At 39.3% G+C, this 25,180-nt stretch carries 26 protein-coding genes and 1 tRNA gene; 15 read left to right on the top strand and 12 right to left on the bottom strand.

All coding sequences use genetic code 11. The annotated features are described in order from the left end of the window. The first annotated feature begins 19 nt into the window (after positions 1–19). The 13 genes from rpsU (at position 20) to I6E72_RS06845 (ending at position 14,971) form a co-directional block, all read left to right on the top strand. Positions 20–235, top strand: coding sequence for a 30S ribosomal protein S21 (gene rpsU / locus I6E72_RS06905; protein ID WP_002957797.1), 216 nt, complete (start codon positions 20–22; stop codon positions 233–235). A 19-nt stretch (positions 236–254) separates the two neighbouring features. Continuing rightward, positions 255–701, top strand: a complete 447-nt coding sequence (locus I6E72_RS06900) for a GatB/YqeY domain-containing protein (RefSeq protein WP_007586535.1) — start codon at positions 255–257, stop codon at positions 699–701. A gap of 244 nt (positions 702–945) precedes the next feature. After that, positions 946–2,697 carry a DNA primase gene (gene dnaG, locus I6E72_RS06895; RefSeq protein WP_007586534.1) on the top strand — a complete coding sequence of 584 codons (1,752 nt, stop codon included), beginning with the start codon at positions 946–948 and terminating at the stop codon, positions 2,695–2,697. Positions 2,698–2,821: 124 nt separating this feature from the next. Continuing rightward, entirely contained in the window at positions 2,822–4,669 is a 1,848-nt protein-coding gene (gene rpoD / locus I6E72_RS06890; protein ID WP_007586533.1) for an RNA polymerase sigma factor RpoD, read from the top strand. A gap of 67 nt (positions 4,670–4,736) precedes the next feature. Continuing rightward, positions 4,737–5,618, top strand: a complete 882-nt coding sequence (gene prmA, locus I6E72_RS06885; protein ID WP_010553367.1) for a 50S ribosomal protein L11 methyltransferase — start codon at positions 4,737–4,739, stop codon at positions 5,616–5,618. A 281-nt stretch (positions 5,619–5,899) separates the two neighbouring features. After that, the gene (gene dusB, locus I6E72_RS06880; protein ID WP_010553368.1) at positions 5,900–6,871 is read left to right on the top strand and encodes a tRNA dihydrouridine synthase DusB; all 972 of its coding nucleotides are present in this window, start codon (positions 5,900–5,902) and stop codon (positions 6,869–6,871) included. 19 nt (positions 6,872–6,890) lie between these two features. Beyond that, entirely contained in the window at positions 6,891–7,181 is a 291-nt protein-coding gene (gene fis, locus I6E72_RS06875) for a DNA-binding transcriptional regulator Fis (protein ID WP_002957804.1), read from the top strand. Positions 7,182–7,372: 191 nt separating this feature from the next. Beyond that, positions 7,373–8,959, top strand: a complete 1,587-nt coding sequence (purH, locus tag I6E72_RS06870; RefSeq protein WP_033031043.1) for a bifunctional phosphoribosylaminoimidazolecarboxamide formyltransferase/IMP cyclohydrolase — start codon at positions 7,373–7,375, stop codon at positions 8,957–8,959. Between the two features lie 106 nt (positions 8,960–9,065). Further along, entirely contained in the window at positions 9,066–9,887 is an 822-nt protein-coding gene (locus I6E72_RS06865; RefSeq protein WP_007586523.1) for a class I SAM-dependent methyltransferase, read from the top strand. A gap of 15 nt (positions 9,888–9,902) precedes the next feature. Beyond that, positions 9,903–11,186 carry a phosphoribosylamine--glycine ligase gene (gene purD / locus I6E72_RS06860; protein ID WP_197111581.1) on the top strand — a complete coding sequence of 428 codons (1,284 nt, stop codon included), beginning with the start codon at positions 9,903–9,905 and terminating at the stop codon, positions 11,184–11,186. A 112-nt stretch (positions 11,187–11,298) separates the two neighbouring features. Beyond that, on the top strand, positions 11,299–13,839 hold the full coding sequence (locus I6E72_RS06855; protein ID WP_197111579.1) for an EAL domain-containing protein: 2,541 nt from the start codon (positions 11,299–11,301) through the stop codon (positions 13,837–13,839). 22 nt (positions 13,840–13,861) lie between these two features. Further along, on the top strand, positions 13,862–14,671 hold the full coding sequence (locus I6E72_RS06850; RefSeq protein WP_010553372.1) for a DUF2797 domain-containing protein: 810 nt from the start codon (positions 13,862–13,864) through the stop codon (positions 14,669–14,671). A gap of 6 nt (positions 14,672–14,677) precedes the next feature. After that, entirely contained in the window at positions 14,678–14,971 is a 294-nt protein-coding gene (locus tag I6E72_RS06845; protein ID WP_010553373.1) for a hypothetical protein, read from the top strand. Between the two features lie 13 nt (positions 14,972–14,984). Here the strand turns inward: I6E72_RS06845 and I6E72_RS06840 are convergent, their stop codons facing one another. The 6 genes from I6E72_RS06840 to I6E72_RS06815 form a co-directional block, all read right to left on the bottom strand. After that, positions 14,985–15,902, bottom strand: a complete 918-nt coding sequence (locus I6E72_RS06840; protein ID WP_024590604.1) for a histone deacetylase family protein — start codon at positions 15,900–15,902, stop codon at positions 14,985–14,987. A 107-nt stretch (positions 15,903–16,009) separates the two neighbouring features. Continuing rightward, a complete protein-coding gene (locus I6E72_RS06835; RefSeq protein WP_197111577.1) occupies positions 16,010–17,551 on the bottom strand; it encodes a serine hydrolase in 1,542 nt (513 codons plus the stop codon). A 15-nt stretch (positions 17,552–17,566) separates the two neighbouring features. Next, positions 17,567–18,061: a gamma-glutamylcyclotransferase family protein gene (locus I6E72_RS06830; protein ID WP_039488239.1), complete on the bottom strand. Its 495-nt coding sequence runs from the start codon at positions 18,059–18,061 to the stop codon at positions 17,567–17,569. A 27-nt stretch (positions 18,062–18,088) separates the two neighbouring features. Next, positions 18,089–18,727: a LysE family translocator gene (locus I6E72_RS06825; RefSeq protein WP_197111575.1), complete on the bottom strand. Its 639-nt coding sequence runs from the start codon at positions 18,725–18,727 to the stop codon at positions 18,089–18,091. A gap of 11 nt (positions 18,728–18,738) precedes the next feature. Further along, positions 18,739–19,512 carry a hypothetical protein gene (locus tag I6E72_RS06820; protein ID WP_197111573.1) on the bottom strand — a complete coding sequence of 258 codons (774 nt, stop codon included), beginning with the start codon at positions 19,510–19,512 and terminating at the stop codon, positions 18,739–18,741. A gap of 29 nt (positions 19,513–19,541) precedes the next feature. After that, positions 19,542–20,027, bottom strand: a complete 486-nt coding sequence (locus tag I6E72_RS06815) for a CreA family protein (protein WP_197111571.1) — start codon at positions 20,025–20,027, stop codon at positions 19,542–19,544. Between the two features lie 207 nt (positions 20,028–20,234). Between I6E72_RS06815 and I6E72_RS06810 the strand changes: the two genes are divergently transcribed. After that, positions 20,235–20,564 carry a 5-carboxymethyl-2-hydroxymuconate Delta-isomerase gene (locus I6E72_RS06810; RefSeq protein WP_002957818.1) on the top strand — a complete coding sequence of 110 codons (330 nt, stop codon included), beginning with the start codon at positions 20,235–20,237 and terminating at the stop codon, positions 20,562–20,564. A 492-nt stretch (positions 20,565–21,056) separates the two neighbouring features. On the opposite strand, the gene I6E72_RS06805 is transcribed toward I6E72_RS06810, so the two are convergent. From I6E72_RS06805 to I6E72_RS06780, 6 genes are all read right to left on the bottom strand, one after another. Further along, entirely contained in the window at positions 21,057–21,458 is a 402-nt protein-coding gene (locus I6E72_RS06805; protein ID WP_024600168.1) for a hypothetical protein, read from the bottom strand. Beyond that, complete coding sequence (locus tag I6E72_RS06800; protein ID WP_197111569.1) at positions 21,455–21,979, bottom strand: hypothetical protein; 525 nt, start codon at positions 21,977–21,979, stop codon at positions 21,455–21,457. The genes I6E72_RS06805 and I6E72_RS06800 overlap by 4 nt, the downstream gene beginning before the upstream one ends. A 172-nt stretch (positions 21,980–22,151) precedes the next feature. After that, a tRNA-Ile gene (locus I6E72_RS06795) sits at positions 22,152–22,228 on the bottom strand. Positions 22,229–22,475: 247 nt separating this feature from the next. Beyond that, entirely contained in the window at positions 22,476–22,982 is a 507-nt protein-coding gene (locus tag I6E72_RS06790) for a hypothetical protein (protein WP_101162741.1), read from the bottom strand. A gap of 379 nt (positions 22,983–23,361) precedes the next feature. After that, positions 23,362–23,520, bottom strand: a complete 159-nt coding sequence (locus I6E72_RS06785) for a YqaE/Pmp3 family membrane protein (RefSeq protein WP_121953763.1) — start codon at positions 23,518–23,520, stop codon at positions 23,362–23,364. 72 nt (positions 23,521–23,592) lie between these two features. Next, positions 23,593–24,159: a BON domain-containing protein gene (locus tag I6E72_RS06780; protein WP_165735438.1), complete on the bottom strand. Its 567-nt coding sequence runs from the start codon at positions 24,157–24,159 to the stop codon at positions 23,593–23,595. Positions 24,160–24,487: 328 nt separating this feature from the next. On the opposite strand from I6E72_RS06780, the gene I6E72_RS06775 reads away from it, so the two are divergent. Beyond that, entirely contained in the window at positions 24,488–25,150 is a 663-nt protein-coding gene (locus I6E72_RS06775; RefSeq protein ID WP_076924056.1) for a LiaF domain-containing protein, read from the top strand. The last annotated feature ends 30 nt before the right edge of the window (positions 25,151–25,180 follow it).

Genomic DNA, 25,180 nt, shown 5'->3' with positions numbered 1-25,180 from the left:
TTAGGTAGGTGAATTTTTAATGCCAGTAATTAAAGTAAGAGAGAACGAACCGTTTGACGTAGCACTTCGTCGCTTCAAGCGTTCATGTGAAAAAGCAGGAATCCTTTCAGAAGTTCGTCGTCGCGAGCACTATGAAAAACCAACAGCTGAGCGTAAGCGTAAAAAAGCTGCTGCAGTAAAACGTCACATGAAAAAACTTTCTCGTGATAACGCACGTCGCGTTAAATTATACTAATATATTAGGTCTTGTATAAATGAGCCTTTTAATAACGCTAAAAGATGCGCAAAAAGATGCGATGAGAGCCAAAGACAAACAACGTCTTAACCCTATTCGTATGGTACTTGCTGCAATCAAGCAACGTGAAATTGACGAGCGCATAGAACTAGACGACGCAGGTATTACCTCCGTTATAGTGAAGCTTGTTAAACAACGTCGTGACTCTTACACTCAGTACAAAGATGCTGGGCGTGATGATTTAGCTGATATTGAAGCCAATGAAATAGTAGCACTTGAAACTTTCTTACCTCAAAAATTGAGTGAAGAAGAAATCATTGCTCTCATTGATGCGGCTATTGCTGATACTAACGCAGCAGGTATGCAAGACATGGGTAAAGTAATGGGTATAATCAAAAGCAAAGCCGAAGGTCGTGCCGATATGGGCAAAATCTCTGGTTTAATTAAGCAACGATTAACTGCCTAATACTCCCACATACATTAAAGTATGATTGAAGTGAACCGAGCCTTGCGCTCGGTTTCTTTGTTTTTAACTTTAATAAAAAGTACACCTACTAGGTTACTTTAAAATGAAATTTTTTATAGCTTCCCTATTTATCTTGTTATCATTTTGGTAAGTTAAAGCACGCTATACTTTGCATCAAGCTAGTATAAAAAAGTAAATTTCATATTCGTTATTCTTCTTATTATTTCAGGACTGTATTTTACTAATGGCTGGAAAGATCCCACGTAACTTTATAGACGATTTACTTGCCAGAACCGATATTGTCGACCTGATAGACTCAAAAGTAGGTCTAAAAAAAGCAGGTAAGGATTATCAAGCTTGTTGCCCATTCCATAACGAAAAATCGCCCTCATTTACCGTATCGCAAGACAAACAGTTCTATCATTGCTTTGGTTGTGGCGCTAATGGTAATGCTATTTCGTTTGTAATGGAGTATGAAAAGCTTGAGTTTGTAGATGCTATTGAAGAAATAGCAAGCATGCTTAACTTAGAAGTACCTCGAGAACAAGGCACAAACTCAGCACCAGAACGTACTGCTGCGCAAAAGCGCTCTGATTACGATTTAATGCTTCATACTGCGCGCTTTTATCAGCACCAATTAAAACACCACAGTAATTCTGCCGCCGTTATTGAATATGTAAAAGGCCGTGGTTTAAGTGGTGAAACAGTTAAAAAGTTTATGATTGGCTACGCTCCCAGCGAATGGGATGGATTATGTCTTCAGCTTGGCCGTAATAAAGAACAAAAAGAGCAATTGGTTGAATTAAAGCTAGCTTCAGAAAAAACACCAGGTAGACAATTTGATTTTTTCCGCGACCGATTAATGTTCCCTATTCGCGATAAACGCGGGCGTGTTATTGCATTTGGTGGCCGTGTAATGCAAGCCGACCAAGGGCCAAAATATTTAAACTCGCCAGAGACCCGAATTTTTCATAAAGGCTTTGAGCTTTACGGACTTTATGAAGCAAAGCAAGCCCATAAAAAACTTGAGCATGTAATGGTTGTGGAGGGTTACATGGATGTTGTTGCCTTAGCCGAGCAAGGGATTGAATATGCCGTTGCATCACTAGGTACCGCAACAACAAGCGAGCACATGCATACGTTGTTTAGAACAACAGATAAAGTAATCTGTTGTTACGATGGCGACAGAGCTGGCCGTGATGCAGCTTGGAGGGCGCTTGAAAACGCACTTCCTTATTTAAATGACGGTAAAGCACTGCAATTTACTTTTTTACCCGATGGCGAAGATCCTGACTCTCTTGTACAAAAAGAAGGTAAGGAGCAATTCGAATTGCGCCTAAGCCAAGCAGATGACTTTACCAAAGTATTGTTTAATAAATTAAGCCAAGAAGTTGATTTAACACTCGACTCAGGAAAAGCTAAATTACTCAGTGCAGCACTTCCACTCATTGAAAAAATCCCAAGTGAATTTTATCAAGAAAACATTCTTGAACAATTAGGGCGTTTAATCGGAAGAACACGTGAGCAATTAAATAACCGTTTAAAAACCCCAAAGCAACAGCATTCGATTGAACGTAAGTTTAAAATAACACCAATGCGTCAAGCGATTGGTATTTTAATTCAACATCCTAACTTAGCTAAAAATGTGCCATATTTACCTGAACTCGCACAAATGAATATTGCTGGTATAGGGCTATTATTACGCTTACAAGAGCAAGCTTTAGAAAAAGAAAGCATTACCACAGCGCAACTACTCGAATTTTTTAGAGGAACTGAAGATTACGAGCCCTTAATCAAGCTTGCAACGTGGCAACACGACATAAATGAAGAGCGTTTAGAGACGGTTTTTAAAAATACTTTCAAGTTTATTGAAGATCAGTGTTTAAATTATCGACTCGAGACCCTATTAATAAAGGACAAGACTCAAGGCCTTAGTAGCGACGAAAGACTTGAGTGTCATTTGTTAATGACAGCGTTAAAAGCCACTAACAGCTAGTCAAAATTGATTTAAACTGTTATACTGTGCTATTCACTGCGTCACATTATTCTAGTTGGCTTTAATGCAAACTACATGATGGCGCCTGTTGTATCAACTTATCAGAGTGGAAGAAACAATCTCTATGGATCCAACTCCTCAGTCACAATTAAAACTTCTGATTCAAAAAGGTAAAGAGCAAGGCTACTTAACTTTTGCAGAAGTAAATGATCACCTTCCACAAGACATTATAGACTCAGATCAAGTAGAAGATATCATAAGCATGATTAATGATATGGGTATCAAGGTTAGCGAAAACGCGCCTGATGCTGATGAATTAATGATGCAAGAAACAACGACAGACGAAGACGCAGCTGAAGCTGCCGCTGCAGCCCTTGCGACTGTAGAAAAAGAAATCGGCCGTACAACGGATCCGGTTCGCATGTACATGCGTGAAATGGGTACTGTTGAACTTCTTACACGTGAAGGCGAAATTGTAATCGCTAAACGTATCGAAGAAGGCATTAACCAAGTACAGATTTCTGTTGCAGAGTACCCTGAAGCAATCACTTACCTGCTAGAGCAGTGGGATAAGTTTGAAGCTGAAGAAATGCGTTTAAGCGATATCATCGTTGGATTTATCGATCCTAATGAAGATACAGCGCCAATTTCAGCAACTAATATCGGTTCAGAATTAAGTGCTAAGCAACTTGATGACGATAAAGATGACAAAGATGATGCTGATAGCGATGACGAAGATGAAGAAGAAGTAGACACAGGGCCAGATCCTGAAGAAGCGCGCATTCATTTTGAAAATTTACGTGATTTATACAATAAAGCACGTGATACGTTTGAAGCTAAAGGTCGTTCGCATCCTGAATCACAAGCCGCCATTTTTGAAATTGGTGAGCTTTTCAGAACCTTTAAATTAATACCTAAACAGTTTGACCGCATGGTAAATAACATGCGTGAAATGATGGATCGTGTTCGCGTTCAAGAACGTCTAATCATGAAACAAGCTGTACAAATTGCTAAATTACCGAAGAAAACATTCGTTAAGCATTTTGCTAATAACGAAACTGACGCTTCGTGGGTTGATTTAGAAATTTCAGGTAACGAAAAATACTCAGCTAAACTTGAAGAAGTTAAGCCAGAAATCATTCGTAGCATTAATAAACTATCTGTTATTGAACAAACAACAGGTTTAAGCATTGAGCGTATTAAAGACATTAACCGTCGAATGAGCATTGGTGAAGCGAAAGCACGCCGTGCAAAAAAAGAAATGGTTGAAGCTAACTTACGTCTTGTAATCTCAATTGCTAAAAAATATACAAACCGTGGCTTACAATTCTTGGATTTAATTCAAGAAGGTAACATTGGTCTGATGAAAGCAGTTGATAAGTTTGAATATCGCCGTGGTTATAAGTTCTCTACTTATGCTACGTGGTGGATACGTCAAGCAATCACTCGCTCTATTGCTGACCAAGCAAGAACAATCCGTATTCCAGTACATATGATTGAAACGATTAATAAACTTAACCGTATTTCTCGTCAAATGTTACAAGAAATGGGTCGTGAGCCAAATCCAGAAGAATTAGCAGAACGCATGATGATGCCTGAGGATAAAATCCGTAAGGTACTTAAGATTGCTAAAGAGCCAATTTCAATGGAAACACCAATCGGTGATGATGAAGATTCTCACTTAGGTGACTTTATCGAAGATACAACTATTGATTCGCCAATCGATTCGGCAACAATGGAGTCTCTTCGTGGCGCAACTAACGATGTACTTGCAGGCCTAACAGCCCGTGAAGCTAAAGTACTACGTATGCGTTTTGGTATTGATATGAATACCGACCACACCTTAGAAGAAGTAGGTAAACAGTTTGACGTAACACGTGAACGTATTCGTCAAATAGAAGCGAAAGCGCTGCGTAAATTACGCCACCCTTCTCGCTCAGATTTACTGAAAAGCTTTTTAGACGCTAAATAATTTAGCGCTACTATATAAACTAAAAAGGCCGCTATAGCGGCCTTTTTTCTATTTGAAGGAAATAATCATGGCTTGGATCCAAATTCGTATTAACGCCAATGCTGCAACAGCAGATGCAGTAAGTGACCTATTAATGGAAGCGGGTAGTGCTTCAGTAACCTTTATTGACGCAAAAGACACCCCTATTTACGAACCCAAAATTGGCACCGTTGTATTTTGGGCTGATACAACAGTAATTGGCTTGTTTGAAGCTAATCACGATATGAATGAAGTCGTTGCGTTATTGAAACGCCATGATGAACTAAAAGACAATTTAGTATACAAAATAGAGCAGCTTGAGGATAAAGACTGGGAACGTGAATGGATGGATAACTTCCACCCTATTCAATTTGGTGAAAGGCTATGGATTTGTCCAAGCTGGCGCGACATTCCAGATCCTGATGCAGTAAATGTACTGCTTGACCCTGGCCTTGCCTTTGGTACGGGCACACATGCAACAACGGCCTTATGTCTTAAGTGGTTAGAAAGCCAAGATCTAACAGGTAAAACGGTTGTTGATTTTGGTTGTGGCTCAGGCATTTTAGGTATTGCAGCTATAAAACTAGGCGCAGAGCGCATGATTGGGATTGATATTGATCCTCAAGCGCTTGAGGCAAGCCTCGATAATGCTAACCGTAATGGCGTTGCAGACAAACTTGAAGTATACCTTCCAGAAAACCAACCTGAGTTTACCGCCGACATAGTAGTGGCAAATATATTAGCCCAGCCACTTCGCGAATTGCACAGTGTAATTTTAGGTTTATTAAAGCCTGGTGGAAAAATTGCCATGTCGGGTATTTTAGAAGAACAAGCACAATCAGTTGCTGATATTTATGCACCGTTTATTGAACTAGATGACATTGCCGTTGAAGGTGATTGGACTCGAGTAAGTGGCACTAAAAAAGCGTAATAAACTGCATAACCAAATTTAGAGCATTAACTCAAAACCTGCATGTAAAGCCTGTATTTAACAGGCTTTACTATTTTTTTACATATTAAAAGTTTTCTGATTATTGTGTAAAAAATAAAACTTGTATAAATTTCAAACAAATCAACCTACTTGTCATGTGGTTATCAAATGTCAATACGAAAAGGGCAAAAAAAAGTTACTTTTGTTCAATTTATAGCCTTTGATTTTTGTGAAAAAAACCGTAAACTTAGCGCCCCTTGAAAAGAGGCCTATTGAATATAGTGCGTATCGGTAAATACCAACTTGAGAATAATGTAATTGTCGCGCCAATGGCTGGCATTACAGACAGACCATTTAGACAACTTTGCCGTCGTTTAGGCGCAGGGCTAGCTGTTTCTGAAATGCTATCGTCTAATCCTAAGGTTTGGAAAACGGAAAAGTCGATGAACCGTATGGATCACAGCGGTGAGTCGGGTATACGCGCTGTGCAAATTGCAGGAGCAGATCCTGAGCTTATGGCGCAGGCCGCACAATTCAATGTTGCTAACGGTGCACAGATCATAGATATCAATATGGGGTGCCCAGCAAAAAAAGTGAACAAGAAACTCGCAGGCTCTGCCTTATTACAGTTTCCTGAACTTGTGGAAGAGATTATTGATGCAGTCGTTAATGCTGTTGATATACCTGTGACACTTAAAATCCGTACAGGATGGGATCCGGATAACCGTAATGGTGTAGAGATTGCGAGAATAGCTGAACGTTATGGCATTGCATCACTTGCTGTACATGGGCGTACGCGCGCATGTATGTACAAAGGTGATGCTGAGTACGCCACGATTAGGGATATAAAACGTTCAGTGTCGATTCCTGTTGTTGCCAATGGTGATATTACATCACCAGAAAAAGCAAAACAGGTTTTAGACTATACGGGTGCAGATGCCATTATGATTGGCCGAGCCGCCCAAGGTCGCCCTTGGATATTTAGGGAGATAGACCACTATTTGCGAACTGGGGAACACTTACAGCCGCCTGCTATTGCAGAGGTGCGCAGTATTTTAATGGAGCATTTAACAAACCTCCATCTGTTTTACGGTGAGCCAATGGGAGCGCGAATTGCTCGCAAACATGTATCTTGGTATTTGCAAACCCATGACAGTGATGGTCAGTTTAGGCGAGTATTTAATGCGCTCGACAACCCACAAGCACAGGTCGTCGCATTAGAGCAATACTTTAAAACACTAGCAGCTAACTAAGAAAGAAAGAGACTTAATAATGTTCGAACAAAACGTGACTTCTCCATTTATCACTAACCCTCATGTTCAGTCACACGAGAAACCGCAGCCATTGCGTGATGCAGTAAAAAAAGCTGTTCACCACTATTTAAAGCAGCTTAACGGTCAAGATGTGCAAGACGTTTACGACCTTGTTCTTTCAGAGCTAGAAGCGCCATTACTTGAAGAAGTGATGACATATACACGTGGTAACCAAACTCGTGCAGCAATTTTACTAGGTATCAACCGTGGTACTTTACGTAAAAAGCTTAAAAAATACGGCATGAACTAATATGCTGGCTGTGATTTATCACAGCTAATTATTAAAAAAGCACCCTAGGGTGCTTTTTTTATGCCCGTAGTTTAATAGCCGAGTTGCAAAATGCTCACCCTCATCGGCGCTTTATAAGTCGTTTTTTGAGTTGTAATCAGTTAAAATGCCCGCTTCTAAGCTAGCTCATTAACTGAGGAAATCAAACTACAATGGATACTCATCGTCCCATTCGTCGCGCACTATTAAGTGTGTCTGATAAAACCGGTATTGTTGAATTTGCCCGCGCACTAGAAGCGCAAGGCGTTGATATATTATCAACTGGCGGTACATGTAAACTACTTGCTGATAACGGCATAAAAGTGACTGAAGTATCAGATCACACAGGCCACCCTGAAATCATGGATGGTCGCGTAAAAACTCTTCACCCAAAAATTCACGGCGGCATATTAGCCCGTCGCGGACAAGATGAAAGCGTAATGGCAGATAACAACATTTCTGCTATCGACATAGTTGTAGTTAACTTATACCCCTTTGCGAATACAGTCGCTCAAGAAAACTGCAGCCTTGAAGATGCTATTGAAAATATTGATATTGGCGGCCCTACAATGGTTCGTGCAGCCGCTAAAAACCACAAAGACGTAACAATCGTGGTAAACGCGAGTGACTACGACCGTGTTATTAGTGAAATGCAAAACAATAATGGCTCTACTACATATAAAACACGTTTTGACTTAGCGATTGCAGCTTACGAGCACACTGCCGCATACGATGGCATGATTGCTAACTACTTCGGTAAAATGGTTCCTGATTACACCGAGGAAGCTGCTGTAGAGACTAAATTCCCACGTACTATCAATATGCAGTTCACTAAAAAGCAAGATATGCGTTACGGTGAAAACTCACATCAAGATGCCGCTTTTTATGTTGAAAGTGACATTGCTGAAGCATCAGTTGCAACAGCAACTCAATTGCAAGGTAAGGCCCTTTCGTTTAACAACATTGCAGATACCGATGCAGCACTTGAATGTGTTAAAGAATTTGACGTACCTGCGTGCGTAATTGTAAAACATGCTAACCCGTGTGGTGTTTCAATTGGGGACGATATTCTACAAGCATACGAGCGCGCTTTTAAAACAGACCCTACATCAGCATTTGGTGGCATTATTGCCTTTAACCGAGAGCTAGATGCAGCAACTGCACAAGCAATTGTTGATCGTCAGTTTGTTGAAGTAATTATCGCACCTAGTATTTCGAGCGACGCTGCAAAAATTGTTGAAGCTAAAAAGAACGTTCGTTTATTAGAATGTGGACAGTGGACAGGTAAAGCAGCTGGCCAAGATATTAAACGCGTTAACGGCGGTATTTTAGTTCAAGACCGCGATTTAGGCATGGTAACGCAAGGCGACTTAAAAGTTGTTTCTAAACGTCAACCTACAGAGCAAGAACTTAAAGATTTACTATTTTGTTGGAAAGTAGCTAAGTTTGTTAAATCAAACGCAATTGTTTATGCCCGTGACGGTATGACCATTGGTGTAGGCGCAGGCCAAATGAGCCGCGTATACTCAGCTAAAATTGCAGGCATAAAAGCTGCCGACGAAAACCTTGAAGTTAAAGGTTCAGTTATGGCGTCTGATGCATTCTTCCCATTCCGTGATGGAATTGACGCAGCAGCAGCCGCTGGTATTACTGCGGTAATTCAGCCAGGTGGCTCAATGCGTGATGAAGAAGTGATTGCAGCTGCTGATGAAGCTGGCATGGCAATGGTACTTACTGGTATGCGCCATTTCCGCCACTAATCACACAAAGGGTTAAACGTTGGTTTAACCCTTTTTGTTTGCTATAAATTCACGTATTCTGATTATTCAATAACCTATTTAAAATTATAATGTGAAGGAACAAACAATGAAATTTGCGCTAAAATCGCTACTTGTAGCCACACTAACGATGACATCGACTATGGCGCTTAGCCATAACCACGAATCGAGCCTTGAGCATGCACTTCAATCAAGCGAACGTAGCGCTAAAAACAGCGTTCGTGACGAATATCGTCACCCGGCTCAAACACTGGCATTTTTTGGCTTTAAACCCACTATGACAGTTGTTGAAATTGCGCCAGGCGGTGGTTGGTATAGTGAAATTTTAGCGCCAGCACTAAAAGAGCAAGGTACTTATTATGCCGCGCACTTTCCTGCTGATTCATCAGTTGGCTACTACCAACGCTCTCTTGCGGGCTTTAAACAAAAAGTAGCTGAAGATGAGCGCTTTAGTAGCGTTAAAATTACTGAGTTTGCACCTGTAACACATTTAGATATTGCGCCAGCTGGCAGTGCCGATATGGTTTTAACTTTCCGTAATGTGCATAACTGGTATATGGGCAAAGATAAAAGCGGTGCATTAAGTGCATTCCAAGCTTTTTATAAAGCCCTTAAACCAGGTGGTACATTAGGTTTAGTTGAACACCGTTTAGCTGAAGAGCGTGCTGACGAAGATCAAAAAACATCAGGTTATATGAAGCAGAGCTACGTAGTAGACCTTGCTAAACAAGCTGGGTTTGAATTAGTAGCAAGCAGTGAAATAAATGCAAATCCAAAAGATACAGCCGATCACCCTAAAGGTGTATGGACGCTACCACCAAGCTTAAGACTCGGCGAACAAGATGCTGACAAATATAAAGCCATTGGTGAAAGCGACCGCATGACGCTGAAATTTAAGAAACCGCTTTAAATAGGAATTTTCGCCATGAATGTTTTAGTCATTGGCAGCGGCGGCCGCGAACACGCACTTGCGTTTAAAGCCGCTCAAAACACCAAAGTAAATACTGTATTTGTAGCCCCTGGTAATGCAGGTACTGCACTTGAACCAAAACTTGAAAACGTAGCAATAAACGTTGACGACTTAGATGGTTTACTTAGTTTTGCACAGCAAAACAAGGTAGAGCTTACTATTGTAGGTCCAGAAATACCGTTAGTACTGGGTGTTGTTGATAAGTTTCGTGAACATAACATGGCTATTTTTGGCCCAACGGCAGGCGCAGCCCAGCTTGAAGGCTCTAAATCGTTTACTAAAGATTTTTTAGCGCGCCACAATATCCCATCAGGCGATTATCAAACGTTTGAACAAATTGACCCAGCCCTAGCTTATTTAAAAGAAAAAGGCGCGCCAATTGTTGTAAAAGCAGATGGTTTAGCTGCAGGTAAAGGCGTAATTGTAGCAATGACGGAAGCCGATGCCGAAGATGCTATTCGCGATATGCTTGCGGGTAATGCTTTTGGCGATGCGGGAAGCCGTGTTGTTATTGAAGAATTTTTAGAGGGTGAAGAAGCGTCTTTCATTGTAATGGTTGATGGCAAAAACGTATTACCATTTGCTACCAGTCAAGACCATAAACGCGCTTACAATGGCGATGCCGGTCCTAACACGGGTGGCATGGGTGCATACTCACCTGCGCCAGTTGTTACGGATGAAATCCACCAGCGTATCATGAACGAAGTGATCTACCCAACGGTAGAAGGTATGGCAAGCGAAGGCCATCCGTACACCGGCTTTTTATACGCAGGTTTGATGATTGACGAAACAGGTACCCCTAAAGTAATTGAGTACAACTGTCGCTTTGGCGACCCTGAAACTCAACCAATGATGCTACGTTTACAATCAGACCTAGTTGAATTGATTGAAGCTGCTAACCGTGTAGAACTTGATAAAACAACGATTAAGTTTGACCCACGCGCAGCCGTTGGTGTTGTACTTGCAGCTAAAGGTTACCCTGGTGATTACCCTAAAGGTGATGCAATTTCGGGGCTAAAAGTTGATTACCCTGCGGGTGAAAAAGTGTTTCATGCGGGTACTAAGCAAAGTGGCAATGACGTTGTAACCGCAGGCGGTCGCGTATTATGCGCAACAGCACTTGGTAACACTGTTACAGAAGCGCAGCAGCGCGCCTATGAGCTTGTTAAACAAATTAGCTGGGATGGTATGGAATATCGTACTGATATAGCTTACCGTGCTATTGCACGCGAGCAATAGCCTGTAATACCTATTCATTGGTATAACCAGTTAATTTAACTACAAAAGCGCAGTTTATCTGCGCTTTTTTAGTGCTACACTAATTAAAAGGTTTTTTAAAAGTAAATTAACGTTGGAACTAAGAACTTTACGTTACCATGCAATTGCTGTTGCCATACTGATATTTATATTTTTTATAATCAGTACATTGGCATCAAACCTTGTCGTGCCTACACGATATACAATTGATAAAACGGCTCCAATGTACCTCGATTACGCCTACTATATTGACGAAACCAAAACTAAAACATTCGATACCATCATTAACCAACCTGAATTACTTACTCATCAACCATTTTCAGATGTTCCATGGAGTTTTAGCCAGCAAAACTATTGGTTGTTTCTTGATTTAGAAAATAAAAGCCTTAACAAGCAAAATGTTGTGGCACATTTTGACAACCCTATGGTCGATCACCTTACGGTGTATCGCCTCGATAAAAACAACAAACTAATTGAAACATACAAACTCGGCGATAAAGAAGAAGCCCTCTCTTTGTTTGAATACAGCGTACCGCATATTCGTTTTTTAGTAGAAAGAAAATCGTCACAGCGCCTAGTAATGAAAATAGACACAGTCGGCATAAGTAAAACACCTGTAAACTTATATCGTGATAAAGAGTTTATTGACTTAGTGCGCTCTCAAACTGGGATCTGGGGTATTTTTGTAGGCGTGCTATTGATGGCTGCGCTTTATAACTTGGTGCTTTATTTTGGCATAAAAGACCGTGTTTATTTAATTTATATTGGCTATATCATTAGTGCGTTAACCTTATTGGGTGCAGTGCTTGGTTTTGGATTTTATTTATGGCCAGTGCAATGGCAGTTATATATTCACGAAAAAGTCATATTTTTTAACTACGCAATATCATTTTTCACTCTCGCCTTTTGTACTATGTTTTTACGCTATCACAAGGACAATTGCTGGCGATACAAAATGAGCGTAAAACTGCTTTTGTTTATGTCAGTAATGGCTATAGCTAGTTTATTTATTCCTGAGTACATTGCAGCCCCGTTGTTTTTTTGTGTAATGGCACTTTTATACGTTGTTTGTATTATTTTAATTTATAACAAGCTACGTAGCGGCTTTAGGTGGGCTAAGTTTTATGTACTCTCGTGGATACCGCTGATATTTGGTGCGGTAATACAGCCTATGGAGCTCACCGGCTTTTTGGCTTATAGCTTTACCTCCCGCCATGCCTTTTTAATGGCTATTTTGTGCGAAGTTATTTTAATGGCAATGGCGTTAGCTGACCGAGTAAGGTATCAGCGCGAACGTGCGCTTTACCATGCCACGCACACACAACAAACAAAGTTACTTAATAGCTCCAAGCTAAAACAAGCATTTATGGCGCTACAAAGCCAAAACCGCTCAACAACTTTATGTTTAATAAAAATACGTCACTTTAATTCGCTCAATACAATTATTACCTCTTCTCAGGGCTACACACTTATAAAGCATGTAGCCAAAGAGCTTGAATTAGAACTCAGCCATGAACGCGAATTTACAAACCTCGAAACAGATTTAAACACCAGCCCACGCTTAGCCGATTTAAGCAGTGGCGTATTTGCCTGTATTTCTACTAAAACACAAAACCAAGAAATGCTAGAAGCACTACTGACTAAAATAATTAGCAGCCTACCAAAACAATATGAAATTAAAGGGCTAAACCTGCAGCTTAGTTACAGTATAGGTATTAGTAGTGCAGGTAAGAGTAACGACTTTGAATATTGGTTAAAGCGTGGATATTTAGCGCTTAAAAAAGCAAAAGGTAGCGTTAATCAAGTTGGGTCATCGTCAAACGGTAATAATCTAATGATGGACGTTGCTCTAGCCGCTAAGCTGCAACAAGCCATCAAAACAAATCAACTGGCACTTTATTACCAACCTCAAATAAACTTATTAAGTAACCACGTAAGTGGTGCTGAAGCTTTATTACGTTGGCCCGACCCAACTTACAGCAACTTATCAATTGAAGAACTAATAATACTTGCTGAGCACACAGGCATTATTAACGAGCTAACACTGTGGGTAATAGAGCAAGCCTGTAAAGACATAGTCAAGCTTACAAAAAATGGCTATAACGAGCACACAATTAGCGTAAATTTAAGCGCTAAAAACTTAACTATAAATAACTTAGCCGAAAAAGTAGAAAATATTTTAATTAAATACCAAGTGCCGGCACAGTTACTTAAATTTGAACTAACCGAATCAGCCTTCGTAGATAGCCAAGATGCACTTATAAAGTTAGTTGATGAGCTAACCGCATTAGGTATTAAAGTAGTACTGGATGACTTTGGGACAGGCTATGCGTCACTTAGCTACTTAGTCAATTATCACTTTAGTGAACTTAAAATAGATAAGTCATTTGTTTTTGATTTACCTAATAACCCTACTCACCAGGTTATTGTACAAACAGCCATTGATATGGCGCATAACCTCAATTTATCAATAACAATTGAGGGGGTAGAAACCCAAGAAATCCATCACTTGCTCAAAGATATGAATGCTGATTGCACCCAAGGTTATTTATACGCAAAAGCACTGCCTTACACCGACTATTTACACTTCTTAAAAAGCCAATATAGCTTAAAAATGTTAGACTCCTCTTTTTAACATCTTTAGGGGCCAAGTAAAGATGCAAGGCACACTGCGTAAATTAAAATCGAGCTTAACCGAACCAGTACAATATCACTTACCTGTAGGTGAACACCTAGTAGACTTAAATGCATTTATAGGTAAGGAGCTTACGCTTACCTTTAGTGGCACTATTTTATGTTCTAACTGCGGTAAAAAAACCAAAAAAAGCTATTCTCAAGGTCACTGTTTTGTATGCATGCGCAAGCTCGCTAGTTGCGATATGTGTATTATGAAACCAGAAACCTGCCACTACGATCAAGGTACTTGCCGAGAGCCACAGTGGGGCGAAGAAAACTGCATGATCCCGCACTATGTATATCTCGCTAACACCTCTGGGTTAAAAGTAGGTATTACCCGCCACACACAAATACCGACTCGTTGGGTTGATCAAGGCGCGACTCAGGCATTACCTATTTTTAAAGTGCAAACTCGCCTGCAATCAGGTTTAGTGGAAGTTGCATTGGCTGAATTTATTGCCGATAAAACGAATTGGCGCAATATGCTAAAAGGTCAAAACGAAGCAATTGACTTAAAAGCAGCTGCAGCCGAGCTGATCCCACAAATTAGTGAAAAGCTAAACGAGCTCAGTGAATTATTTGGCGCAACAGCAATAGAACAACTTGATGAAGATGTGGTTGATTTAAACTTTCCAGTAACCGAATACCCAACAAAAATCAGCTCATTTAACTTTGATAAAGACCCTGTTGTAAGTGGTGTTTTACAAGGTATTAAAGGCCAATACTTAATTTTTGAAAAAGGCGTTATTAATATTCGTAAATTTACGTCTTATGAAGTAACCGTAGGTTAACGGGCTATGTTAAACAGCTACCCACAGTTATTGGTTATTTATAATGAGCTTGAGATAGCCCATAACCAACAAGAGCAACAAGAGTGCTTACACAGCGTTATGCAAAGTGAACTAAGCGATGTGCGAGTACTTAATAAGCAAGGTGACTACCTTAATTTACAAGGCACTGCTTGCCCTGAATTGAATGGCGAGCAACTAGCACAGCTTGTTACAGCTTACTTATTAAATGAAGGACAATGCTGCCTTGGTAAAATCAAAACCCTAAGCACAGCGCAGGCGTTTGATTTATTAGGGCTATAAACACTCTCTTTATTTAAACCTCAGTAAGCACTTTTATATGCGCTACAGCACTGCGACCTAAAGCTGATAGCGCATAGCCACCTTCTAAATACGAAATAACACCTTTGCAGCCGCCCTCTTTAGCAACACCACATAGTTGCTCGGTAAGCCAAATGTAGTCATCCTCTACAAATTTTAAGCTCGCCATATCATCTTCTAAGTGTGCATCAAACCCTGCGCTTATAAAAAGTAATTCAGGCTTAAATGCTTTTAATTTTGGTAACCATTGCCCAGTAAACACCTCTTTTAAATCGTCGCCATTACTAGCAATTGGCAGAGGTGAATTAACTATATGACTATTATTTTTAACCGCTGTATTTGGGTAAAACGGATACTGAAATAACGAACAAAGCAGTACGTTTTCGTCATCAATAAAAATGTCTTGTGTGCCATTCCCATGGTGTACATCAAAGTCAGCAATCGCAATCCGCTTAATCCCTTTGCTTTGTGCGTACTTAACGGCAATAGCTAAGTTATTAAACACACAAAACCCAGATGATGAATCTTTATTAGCATGATGCCCTGGCGGGCGTACTGAGCAAAAAGCAGCATCGAGTTTATCGGCAAGTATTTCATCAACAGCTAACAACCCGGCACCTACTGCCCGCTCAATCGCTTTAAACGAATCGGGGCACAACCACGTATCGCCATCTAAATTAGCGAGTCCTTCGGTTGGTAGTGTAGTTTCTACGTGTTTAACTAAAGCCTCATCGTGAGCAAGTAAATAATGCTCACGCTCGGCCTTAGGTGCCTGCAGGTGTGTTAAGCCAACATCTACACCGCTGGCTAATAATCGGTCGGTAATTGCATCTAAGCGCTCTGGGCATTCTGGATGGTCGTCTATCATTTTATGTTTACGGCAATGAGGGTGTGAAATAACTGCAGTACGCATAAAATGCTCCTAGCCAAAGTAAATTGAGTGTTTAATATAACAAAGCCACCTAATGGTGGCTTTGCGACTTTGGTGTATATCGATACCTTGAATATCAATATTATTAGCTATTTTGCTTTTAAATGCAGGTTTCTAAAATCAAAGCTAAAGTCGGTAACTTGTGTTGATACTGCACGCATTTTAGCGCTGTTTACACGGTTTTGTGAGCTCATTTCAAAACGAATAAACGCATCCGCTTCAAGCAGCTTTTCATCCCACTTAACTATAAATGTATTACCAGTGTAATGCTCAAGTGTGCCTTTTAAGCGCTTGGTATGCGTAAAATCAATATGCAATTTACTATCAAGCTGCTCAATAATTACATCGCCATACCAATCATCATGTAATGTACCGGTATAATTAATGTTTGGTAATTGTGGTTGGTAGTCAGCGGGGGCTTCTGGTTTTGCATTAGCATACGCTTGTTGCTTGCCTTCAAAATGACTTTTAGCTAAATCTTCTACCCAGTCTTTATCTTCAAGTTCAAGTGCATCTTCAAGCACTTCATGGGTTACTGCCGAAAGTGCACCAAAAGCTTGTTGATTAGATAAAATAACAATACCGAGGTTTTTCTCAGGCAATAAAGTAACTTGCGATACCATTCCCAAAATACCACCGCCGTGACCTAGCTTTTTAAAGCCGTGGTAGTCTTCAATACTCCAGCCTAACCCATAACCTCTAAACTGTTGATGATACGATTCAAACGCACTTTTAGACGCCATAGATGTAATATGTGGGTGCCACATTTGTGCTTGTTGCTTTTCGCTAAACAGCTGCTCGCCATTAGGCATTTTACCGCCCGCTAATTGCGTACGAAGCCATTGGCTCATGTCGCTTACACTTGAAGCAATGGCGCCTGCGCCTCTAAAGTCCTCAAGGTAGTTCACAAAAAATGGATGAAGCGTGCCATCCATAGGAATATGACCTGTCGCCCAGTTTTTATTACTTTTAGGAATACGTGAAAAGCCCGCGCGTGAGTTATCCATGTGCAGCGGCTGTAATATATCTTTTTCGATGTAATCGTTCCAGCTCATCCCCGACACACGTGCAACCACTTCACCAGCGGTAACAAACATCAAGTTGTTATAAGCGTACTTACTACGAAAACTGCTCGCTGGTTTTAAATACTGTAATCCCGCTAAAATTTCATCAACTGACTTGTCGGTACTTGGCCAAATCATTAAATCGCCTTGCCCAAGCCCAAGCCCACTGCGATGGCTTAATAAGTCACGAATACGCATTTCGCGTGTTACGTACGAGTCGTACAATCTTAACTCTGGTAAATGATCAATTACGCGGTCATCCCAGCTTAATTTACCTTCATCAACCAACTTTGCCAGTGCCGCAGTAGTGAATGCTTTTGTGTTTGAAGCAATACCAAATAAAGTGTCTTTGTTTACTTTTTTGTTGGTATCGAGATTAGTTACACCAAAGCCTTTAGCAAATATTACTTTATCATTTTCAACAATGGCAACTGCCATACCGGGTACGTCAAAACGTGCCATTGACGCTTTAATTACCTCGTCAATTTTGTTGGTATCAACTTGTGCCCAGCTGCTAAACGTAGTGCCTGCTAATAGTGCAATTGCGGCAAGTTTGGTTAATTTCATATCAATCCTATTTTATTATTTTTGATGAACTGCAAATTCAATTGCTGCGCGCTCTTGATTGGTGTCGCTTTTTTGTGCGCGATTTAATATGGCATCACTGTATTCTTTTGGTACGCCCGCTTCAAGTGAACCGCGATGAACGTGTTTTATGTACCAATCATATGGGAGTACATCGCTGTCATGGGTATTAGCTATATAACAATGTGCGGCTACAGTCTCACCCGTTAAAAGCGTTGGGGCTATATCTACACAATCGTAACCTGGCCCTTCAATACTGTCTAAAATAGCTTTTTCTTCTTCATTGAGCTCATAAATAACGCCGTAAACCAATGCATCTTCTTTATCGCTTGGACAAATACTGCATTTACCTGAGCCATCTTTAAATAGCATATCAAAAGTAAGCTCGTAGCCTTTAAGTACCGCAGTTCCTACACGCTTTACATTGGGCAAGCGCGCTAACAAACGATTAGATGACATATTAGAACCAAACGAAAAATTATATAGCGGCATTTTTATCTCCTGCGCTTTTTGAATAAGTTAAATAACAACACGTACTGCAAGTGCAATTAAAATAATGCCAATTCCACGGTCAAACCAATAACCGCGTTGTTGGAAAAAGCCCCTTACATTATTTCTAGAAAGTATTATTGAAAGCATTGAAAACCACGCCCAAGTAGCCAATGCCATGTACACACCGTAACCGACCTGTACGCTAGTCGGTGTTGTTGGGCTAATCACGAGTGTAAATAACGACATAAAAAATAACGTGGCTTTTGGGTTTAATGCATTTGTGAAAAAGCCGCGCCTAAAAGCAAGCCAAACGGATTCTTCTTGGACGGTTTTGTTTTCAACATCTTTTGCAGCCTCGCCTTCATTACTTGCTGGAGGTTTTGCAGCTCTGAGTGCTTGTACGCCTAAATAAGCTAAATATGCACCGGCAAGATACTTAAGCGCCATAAATAAACTAGGCGATTGCGTTAAAATAAGCGCAACACCTAAAACGCAATAGGCAACGTGCAGTAAAATAGCAGCGCCAACACCGGCGCTTGTCCACAATGCATTGCGCCTACCTTGTTGCACACTTTGCTTGAGCACAACGGCAAAGTCAGGCCCAGGGCTTGCTACTGCAAAAAAATGAGCAATAACAATCAGTAAAAATTCATCTAAGTATTCCACGCAAATCCTTGCTAGTTTGGCGAATAAGCTAATAACAGCGGGTTGGCCGAGTTATTTACCAATGCTTTAATTTCTTTTTGTGCTTTTTTAAACTGGCCACGTAAATGCGGCTTTAAGTGTTTTTTAGACACCTTATCGTTTTTAAAGTAACTAATTAGGGCATGCATAAATACCGTATGCGTTTCACTTAACTTAGCTTCACGGTTAGCGTATGGGTTGTAACAAGAACCACAACCGCCCTTAAACTGATACACCGTGTTGCTCATCATCACACCAAACCCTAAAAAACAGGCAAGCGCATCGGCAGCTTGTGGTAAATACTCCCTACCACCTGGCGGTAACACACCAACGTGATGAATAAGTATGGTGGCAAGCGTGCCTGCATAACTTGCCACTAAATCCTGTGGCTGATTAATCTGATTAGGATTAAAAGAAATATTAATAGTATGGCTAGGCGGCACAATTAAGTGGCTTCCTTCTCCACGTATTTCATTGCTAAATTCAAAGTGTGGAAAAACTTGCGGTTGTAATTGCTGCGGTGCAACTAGTTGGATAGGCCATGCGTCCATACCCGCGTAATTAGTAACGCGGTTAAAAACATTACTCGCCATTTCCTCAATGCTCGATACCGAATCAGGGAAAAAAGTGGCCGTTGGCAGTATTATTTGAGTGTGCTTTGTAAAAAATTCAGCATCAAAGTTTTCTACAGCCCAAATAAATGTATCAATAAGCCATTGCTGCTCTTGATCTTCCAATAAAGGTGCCGATTTAAATAAAGCTAACATAAGGTGCTCTTATAAGTTTTAGTGCTAGTTTAGTTTTTTTGTGTAAGCGCCCAATCCCACGCTTGAGTATTGTATAGCGGCACTGTTGATAGTGCATGGTGGTGGCTACCACTGGATTCTTTAGTTGAATACGATAAGTACAATAAAGTACGATTCTCAGCATCGTAAATACGGCGCACTTTTAGTGATTTAAATAATATACTTTTAGATGATTTGAATATCACTTCACCTGATTTACTGCGGTCTATTTTTTGTAGCTGCTGCGCTGTAATAGGACCTGTTTGACGACATGCTATAGACATATCAGAGGGATCAGAAAAGTCCAAATTAGCCTCTATATGACTAATATGACAAGTAACGCCTTCAAGGATTGGATCTTGCTGCGAATTAACCACAACATCTTTAGTTGTAAATAATCCCAGACTTACCGATGCAACATCGTCAGAGCAAGCACTTAATGTAACAACTGCACCTGCAAGTAAAGCTAAACGTTTAAATTTTTGTGGTAATTTCATACTTATCCTTAATTAATATATAAGTAACTTAGCACATACGTTACTAAGCGAAGGTTCACCTGTTTGTTTTTATACTAACATCAAAAATAAATACGACTAAATTAGTTTAAAGTAAAGATTTTAGATAGCTCAGGGTTTAGCGAACCCTGTTGTATTTGATACAATTAACTCTCGCTCATGCAGTAACTCATAATAGGAAACGCCTAAATGCCGCACATTATTATTGAACACTCAGAAGACCTCCCCGTTTTACCACAAGTACTGGTAGAAAAAATTCATACTACCGCTTTCGAAAGTAACTTATTTGAATTAGAAACCATCAAAACACGCGCCATTGCTTATCAGCAATATCAACTTGGCGCAGGAAAGTCAGGGTTTATACATATCGCGGTACATATTTTAGCGGGACGCTCAATTGAGCAAAAACAAATGTTAAGCGAACTGCTACTTTCATGCTTAAAAACATATTGCAGAGCATCAGACAGTCTAAGCGTAAATATTTACGATATTGAGCATGAGATATACCGTAAAAATTAGTTAACTCTTGTAGTTTTGAGCAATAAAAGTAAACACTAGTAAGTAAAAAGCCCCAATAAGGGCTTTTTTAATATTAAATACTTGCTCACAGCTGTTTATAAAAAACTTCTGATGAGTTACAAACGCCAGTAGATAAAATTACTAATAAACAAGAATAATGCGCAGAGCACACTGTGAAAGGACAAAGGCGCTTAGAGCAACCTATGACAGTACCTGGTAGGGAAATTAACTATTTGCAACGCTATGATACTGACAGAGGCCATAAATATTCACTTTCAAAAGCATCTAATCGCGATCTGCTCTTTGCTAACAGCATCAATGGATTTAGATATAGTTACGCATAAGGAAGGATGACGGAGCTAAAAAATTATGACTTAGCAGATCGCTAGCTCTTAGAGTTTTACCAAAAGAGCTAGACTACTTTAGAGCTGAAATTACTGAAACCTATTTAAAGTAATTACCAATATCAAATTACTTTTGAGATAACTCTATTTATCTACCGGATCTCTCTGATACTAATTTTTGTAACCAATAACCATCATGCTTTTCAAAAATATTAAGCCCTTCTTTGGTCTTGACTAAAACATTATTACCAACAGTAGTATAATAAAGTGGGTTTGGATCAATCGATATTAATGCATGTACAATTCCTATCAAATCATCCGAAAGATGCTTTTCTAAAACACTGACGTCTTTGATACCAATAGTTATGTAGTCATATAACTGTTTAGCAGTTATCTCAGACTTTAATTTATGCACAGAGGCATCTGCGACCCCCACACAATTTGTATAAAAATCCAATCCAAGCATAGTTTGTTTGTTTTCACATAACGATAAGTCTGAAAACTGTGCAAAACATGTGCTGGGTAGTAATAAAATTAATAATTTTTTCATCGGTCCACCTGATAACGCTCTTCAATATTCCAGCTTCTCCAATCGGCAAATAATTTTTCAAACTGTTTTGGGGTTTGAGCAAAGCCATCTTCGATCGCTTGAATATCCCACATAGTTTTAATCTGAATACCAGTACTTAATGCATTTAAAACAGCAGCTGTTTTAAATGCTGGTATACCTGTCTTCACCTCAAGAGCCTCACCAGTAGCGTCTGCGGTAGCTTCGGCCATAAAAGCAGTTTTAGATAAATCTGAGGTTGGATCTGCAGCAGATAATATTTTAGGTATGGCCTTTTCAGCAATTAACTTAGTTAAATCTTTATACAGAGCGGTTTTTATTAAGTTACATCGCTGACGACTGTTAACAATGAAGCTATATTGACGTTTAGATAATTTTGCACCTGATAGCATATCAGCGCTTGTCGCTATCGCAACACACCCCATGACAGTTGTTGTATCTGCGTTTCTAATTTTTTCGCGCAAGACACCGATATTTCGTTCGATCATAATTTTATTTGACATAACATTCCCTCGTTCAGTAAAAATAAAAGGGTACATCAATTTTTTATTACTTTCCACATTTGAATTATTTTGTCGATTAGATACTGATAATAGCTTTTCATCTTTTTCTATTTAAAAAAAGAGCACAGGGTAATTTCGGTTAGTAGGTATTTACTTGGAAAGTTTGTAAAAGTGGTGGCCCCTCCCAGACTCGAACTGGGGACCTAACGATTATGAGTCGTGTGCTCTAACCAACTGAGCTAAGGGGCCAACTTTTATATAACTGCTAGGCAGTTAATTTTTGAAGCGTTCAGTCACAGAGCGACTAAAGCGGGTTGCAGTATAAAAACTTTTTAGGTGCTTGTCACTACCAAACACCTTTATTTTAACAATCAGTAAGCTAACTGCTTAAATAGTAATCTTTTAGGTGGGTATAAGCATAAAATGTAAGATATTTCCCATGATATTTTCTGCATTAAATTATAAAAACCTTCCCCCCACATGTAGTCTTTTATATTTAACGCTCTACTTTTTTAAGTAAAGCTAACATATATGTGTAGGCATACAAGGCTGTAAAAAATATGCTTGGGGCTACTGTAAGTGCCAAATTAGGTGTCTGATTAATTACATTCACCATAATCACTAAGCTCGATTGAACAGTAATCGGAATAATAGGCGCAAAAAGTACACCTGCTATTTTTTTGTTACCTAAATACGAGGCGCTAGAGTTAATTGCATTATTGAAGCTTTGTCGTATTGCTACGTTTTGTGGTGTTTTAGAATGAAACATACAAATAATTGGAGTTACAAACGCAAGCGTTACATAACTAGACTTATACTTGTTGACGACCTTTTCTAAAATAAAAGTAAAAAACAGCGTTACAAATCCACTATACAAACCTTGTACTAATGCAGCTTGAAACGTGACAGATTTAGCAATATCTGCCGAACTATTTGCCCAGTAGGCCCAACTAAAATAAAAAACGAATGACACAACGCCTGACAGTATAAGTCGAATATTCAATTAGCTACCTCAATATGCGTAAAAACTTGGTTTAATGATAACACTAGAAGTGATGGTAATATTGCCACTTAATAATAGAGTAATTAATCGCGTATTGTAGATATATAAACAAACTAATGTTAAAGACTTCCTAAATGGCATCAATACAGAATCAGAACACTGCTGTTAGTTAGAAAGCTTAATTGAAGTAAACGATAGGTGTGGCTGAGGGAATGTTGGGAGTGAGTTACAAGAAATAAATCACTTAGTTTGAGTCAATTAAAAATTAGATTTTGATAAAAAATATTTACTTTAAAAACTGATATTGTGAGCCGATCAGTACTGAAGTTTTTATTTAGCTAAACCTCAGTAGTCGGCTTACACAATATATAATCTGTCATTATTTTTTCGCAATAATGTAGATTGCATGTATTAACCCTGGGAAATAACCTAACAGTGTTAATACAATATTTAACCAAAAATGCATACCTAAGCCAACTTGCAAAAATACACCTAATGGCGGCAATAAAACTGAAAGTATTATACGAATAATATCCATGACTAAACTCCATTTAAATTAAGCATTAAAAAGGCGTAAAGCCCAGTGTTAGTGGGCCTTAACTATACTGTGTTATTCAGCAGTAATAGATAGTTTATCAACTACGTCACGAACATCTTCAGCATTTTTAGCAATTTTAACTGCTAGCTGCTTTTCAGCTTCAGACTCTACTGAGCCATTCAGAGTTACTATACCGTTGTCGGTATCAACATCGATGTCTGTACCACCAACTTCTGAATCAAACAGGAAGCGAGTTGTGATTACAGTGGTGATTTTAGCGTCCGTTAAGTCGTTATCATCATCGTCCATCATGTCTTTGCTTCTATCTTTTGTGTCCATGCTTTTAACAACGGTAAGGCTGTTTTCAACATCAGATACGCCATCTAGGCTAAGTACAAGTTCTTCTGCTAGCTCTTTATCAAGCTCGCTATTAACTTTACCTGTAAGTACTACCTTGCCATTTTTTACATCAGTGTTAATGTCAAAGTTGTTTAGATTAGTGTTCATAAGTAGAACTGTTTCTGCCTTACCATCAATCCAAGCATCTTTACTTTCGTTTTCCCAGCTGTTTGCTTGGGCACCCATAGCCGTAGTACCAAGAACTAAAGCTGCGATAATAGACTTGTTAAATGTTTTCATAATCTTTCTCCTTTTGATTAAAGACACTTTAACTAATGCGAGCTTTGGGCCAACTTTATTTATGCTTACATTTCAACAGCTTGAGTTAATTTCGGAGCGAGGCATTATCTATAGTTGTGTAACTATTTACAGGCTACTCGGTAAAACTTTCTCAAATAGTGAAAATAGCTAGATAATTGCATTTTTGGTTAATCTATCGTTAATATAACAAAATAAAAAACATCATTATAAACTAAATTACTGATAATTATGGTGATTATATTTGGTGCGTGCTTTGCATATAAACATTAAGAGCAGTATCAATAGTAAATATAATAAGGAATGCCCCATGTCTGTAAAAGTTGAAGACCGCCCAATAGAGCAAGTACGCGAACAAGTAATTGACCAATTAATTTATAATTACAGTCATGGGGTTATTTCTGTTGATGCATTTGAGAGACGCTTAGATAACGCGATGGATGCACCTAATAACGAAGCTCTTTTAGCCTTAGTAGAAGATTTAACACTTAATACTGATCAGCAATATAAAGCAGAAAAACAATCGCAATTTACACCACATTATAGTGCACAACAAAACAGTGATGATGATTTTACATTACGCAGCATTTTAGGCTCTAACGAGCGAAGCGGTCAGTGGGTCGTGCCAAAGAATATATATTTGAGTAACTTTATGGGATCGGTGGTGCTAGATTTTACCGATGCCATTTTTGCGCATCAAAATGTAACTATTCACGTTAACTGTATTTTTGGTAGTGATGAGATTTACGTACCAGAGCATGTAAATGTAGTGTCTAAAATGTTTTGTATTTTAAGTAGCCTTGAAAATAAATCTGTGTCGCTTAACAAACGCCAAGGTCCTACTATTCATATTGAAGGAAAGGCAGTAATGGGCTCAGTCGAAGTAAAAATAAAGCGCACAATTAAAGAAAAATTTATGAGCTTTGCTAATGAGCTAAAAACACAACTTGGCGCTGGAAATAATCGTTCATAAAGCCTCGTTAAGCACCGCACTTTGCGGTGC

This window comes from Pseudoalteromonas sp. NSLLW24 (assembly GCF_015864725.1).
In the GTDB taxonomy this organism is placed as follows: Bacteria; Pseudomonadota; Gammaproteobacteria; order Enterobacterales; family Alteromonadaceae; genus Pseudoalteromonas; species Pseudoalteromonas arctica.
The sequence above is the reverse complement of the archived record's forward strand: the minus strand, read 5'-3'. Positions and strand labels throughout refer to the sequence as shown.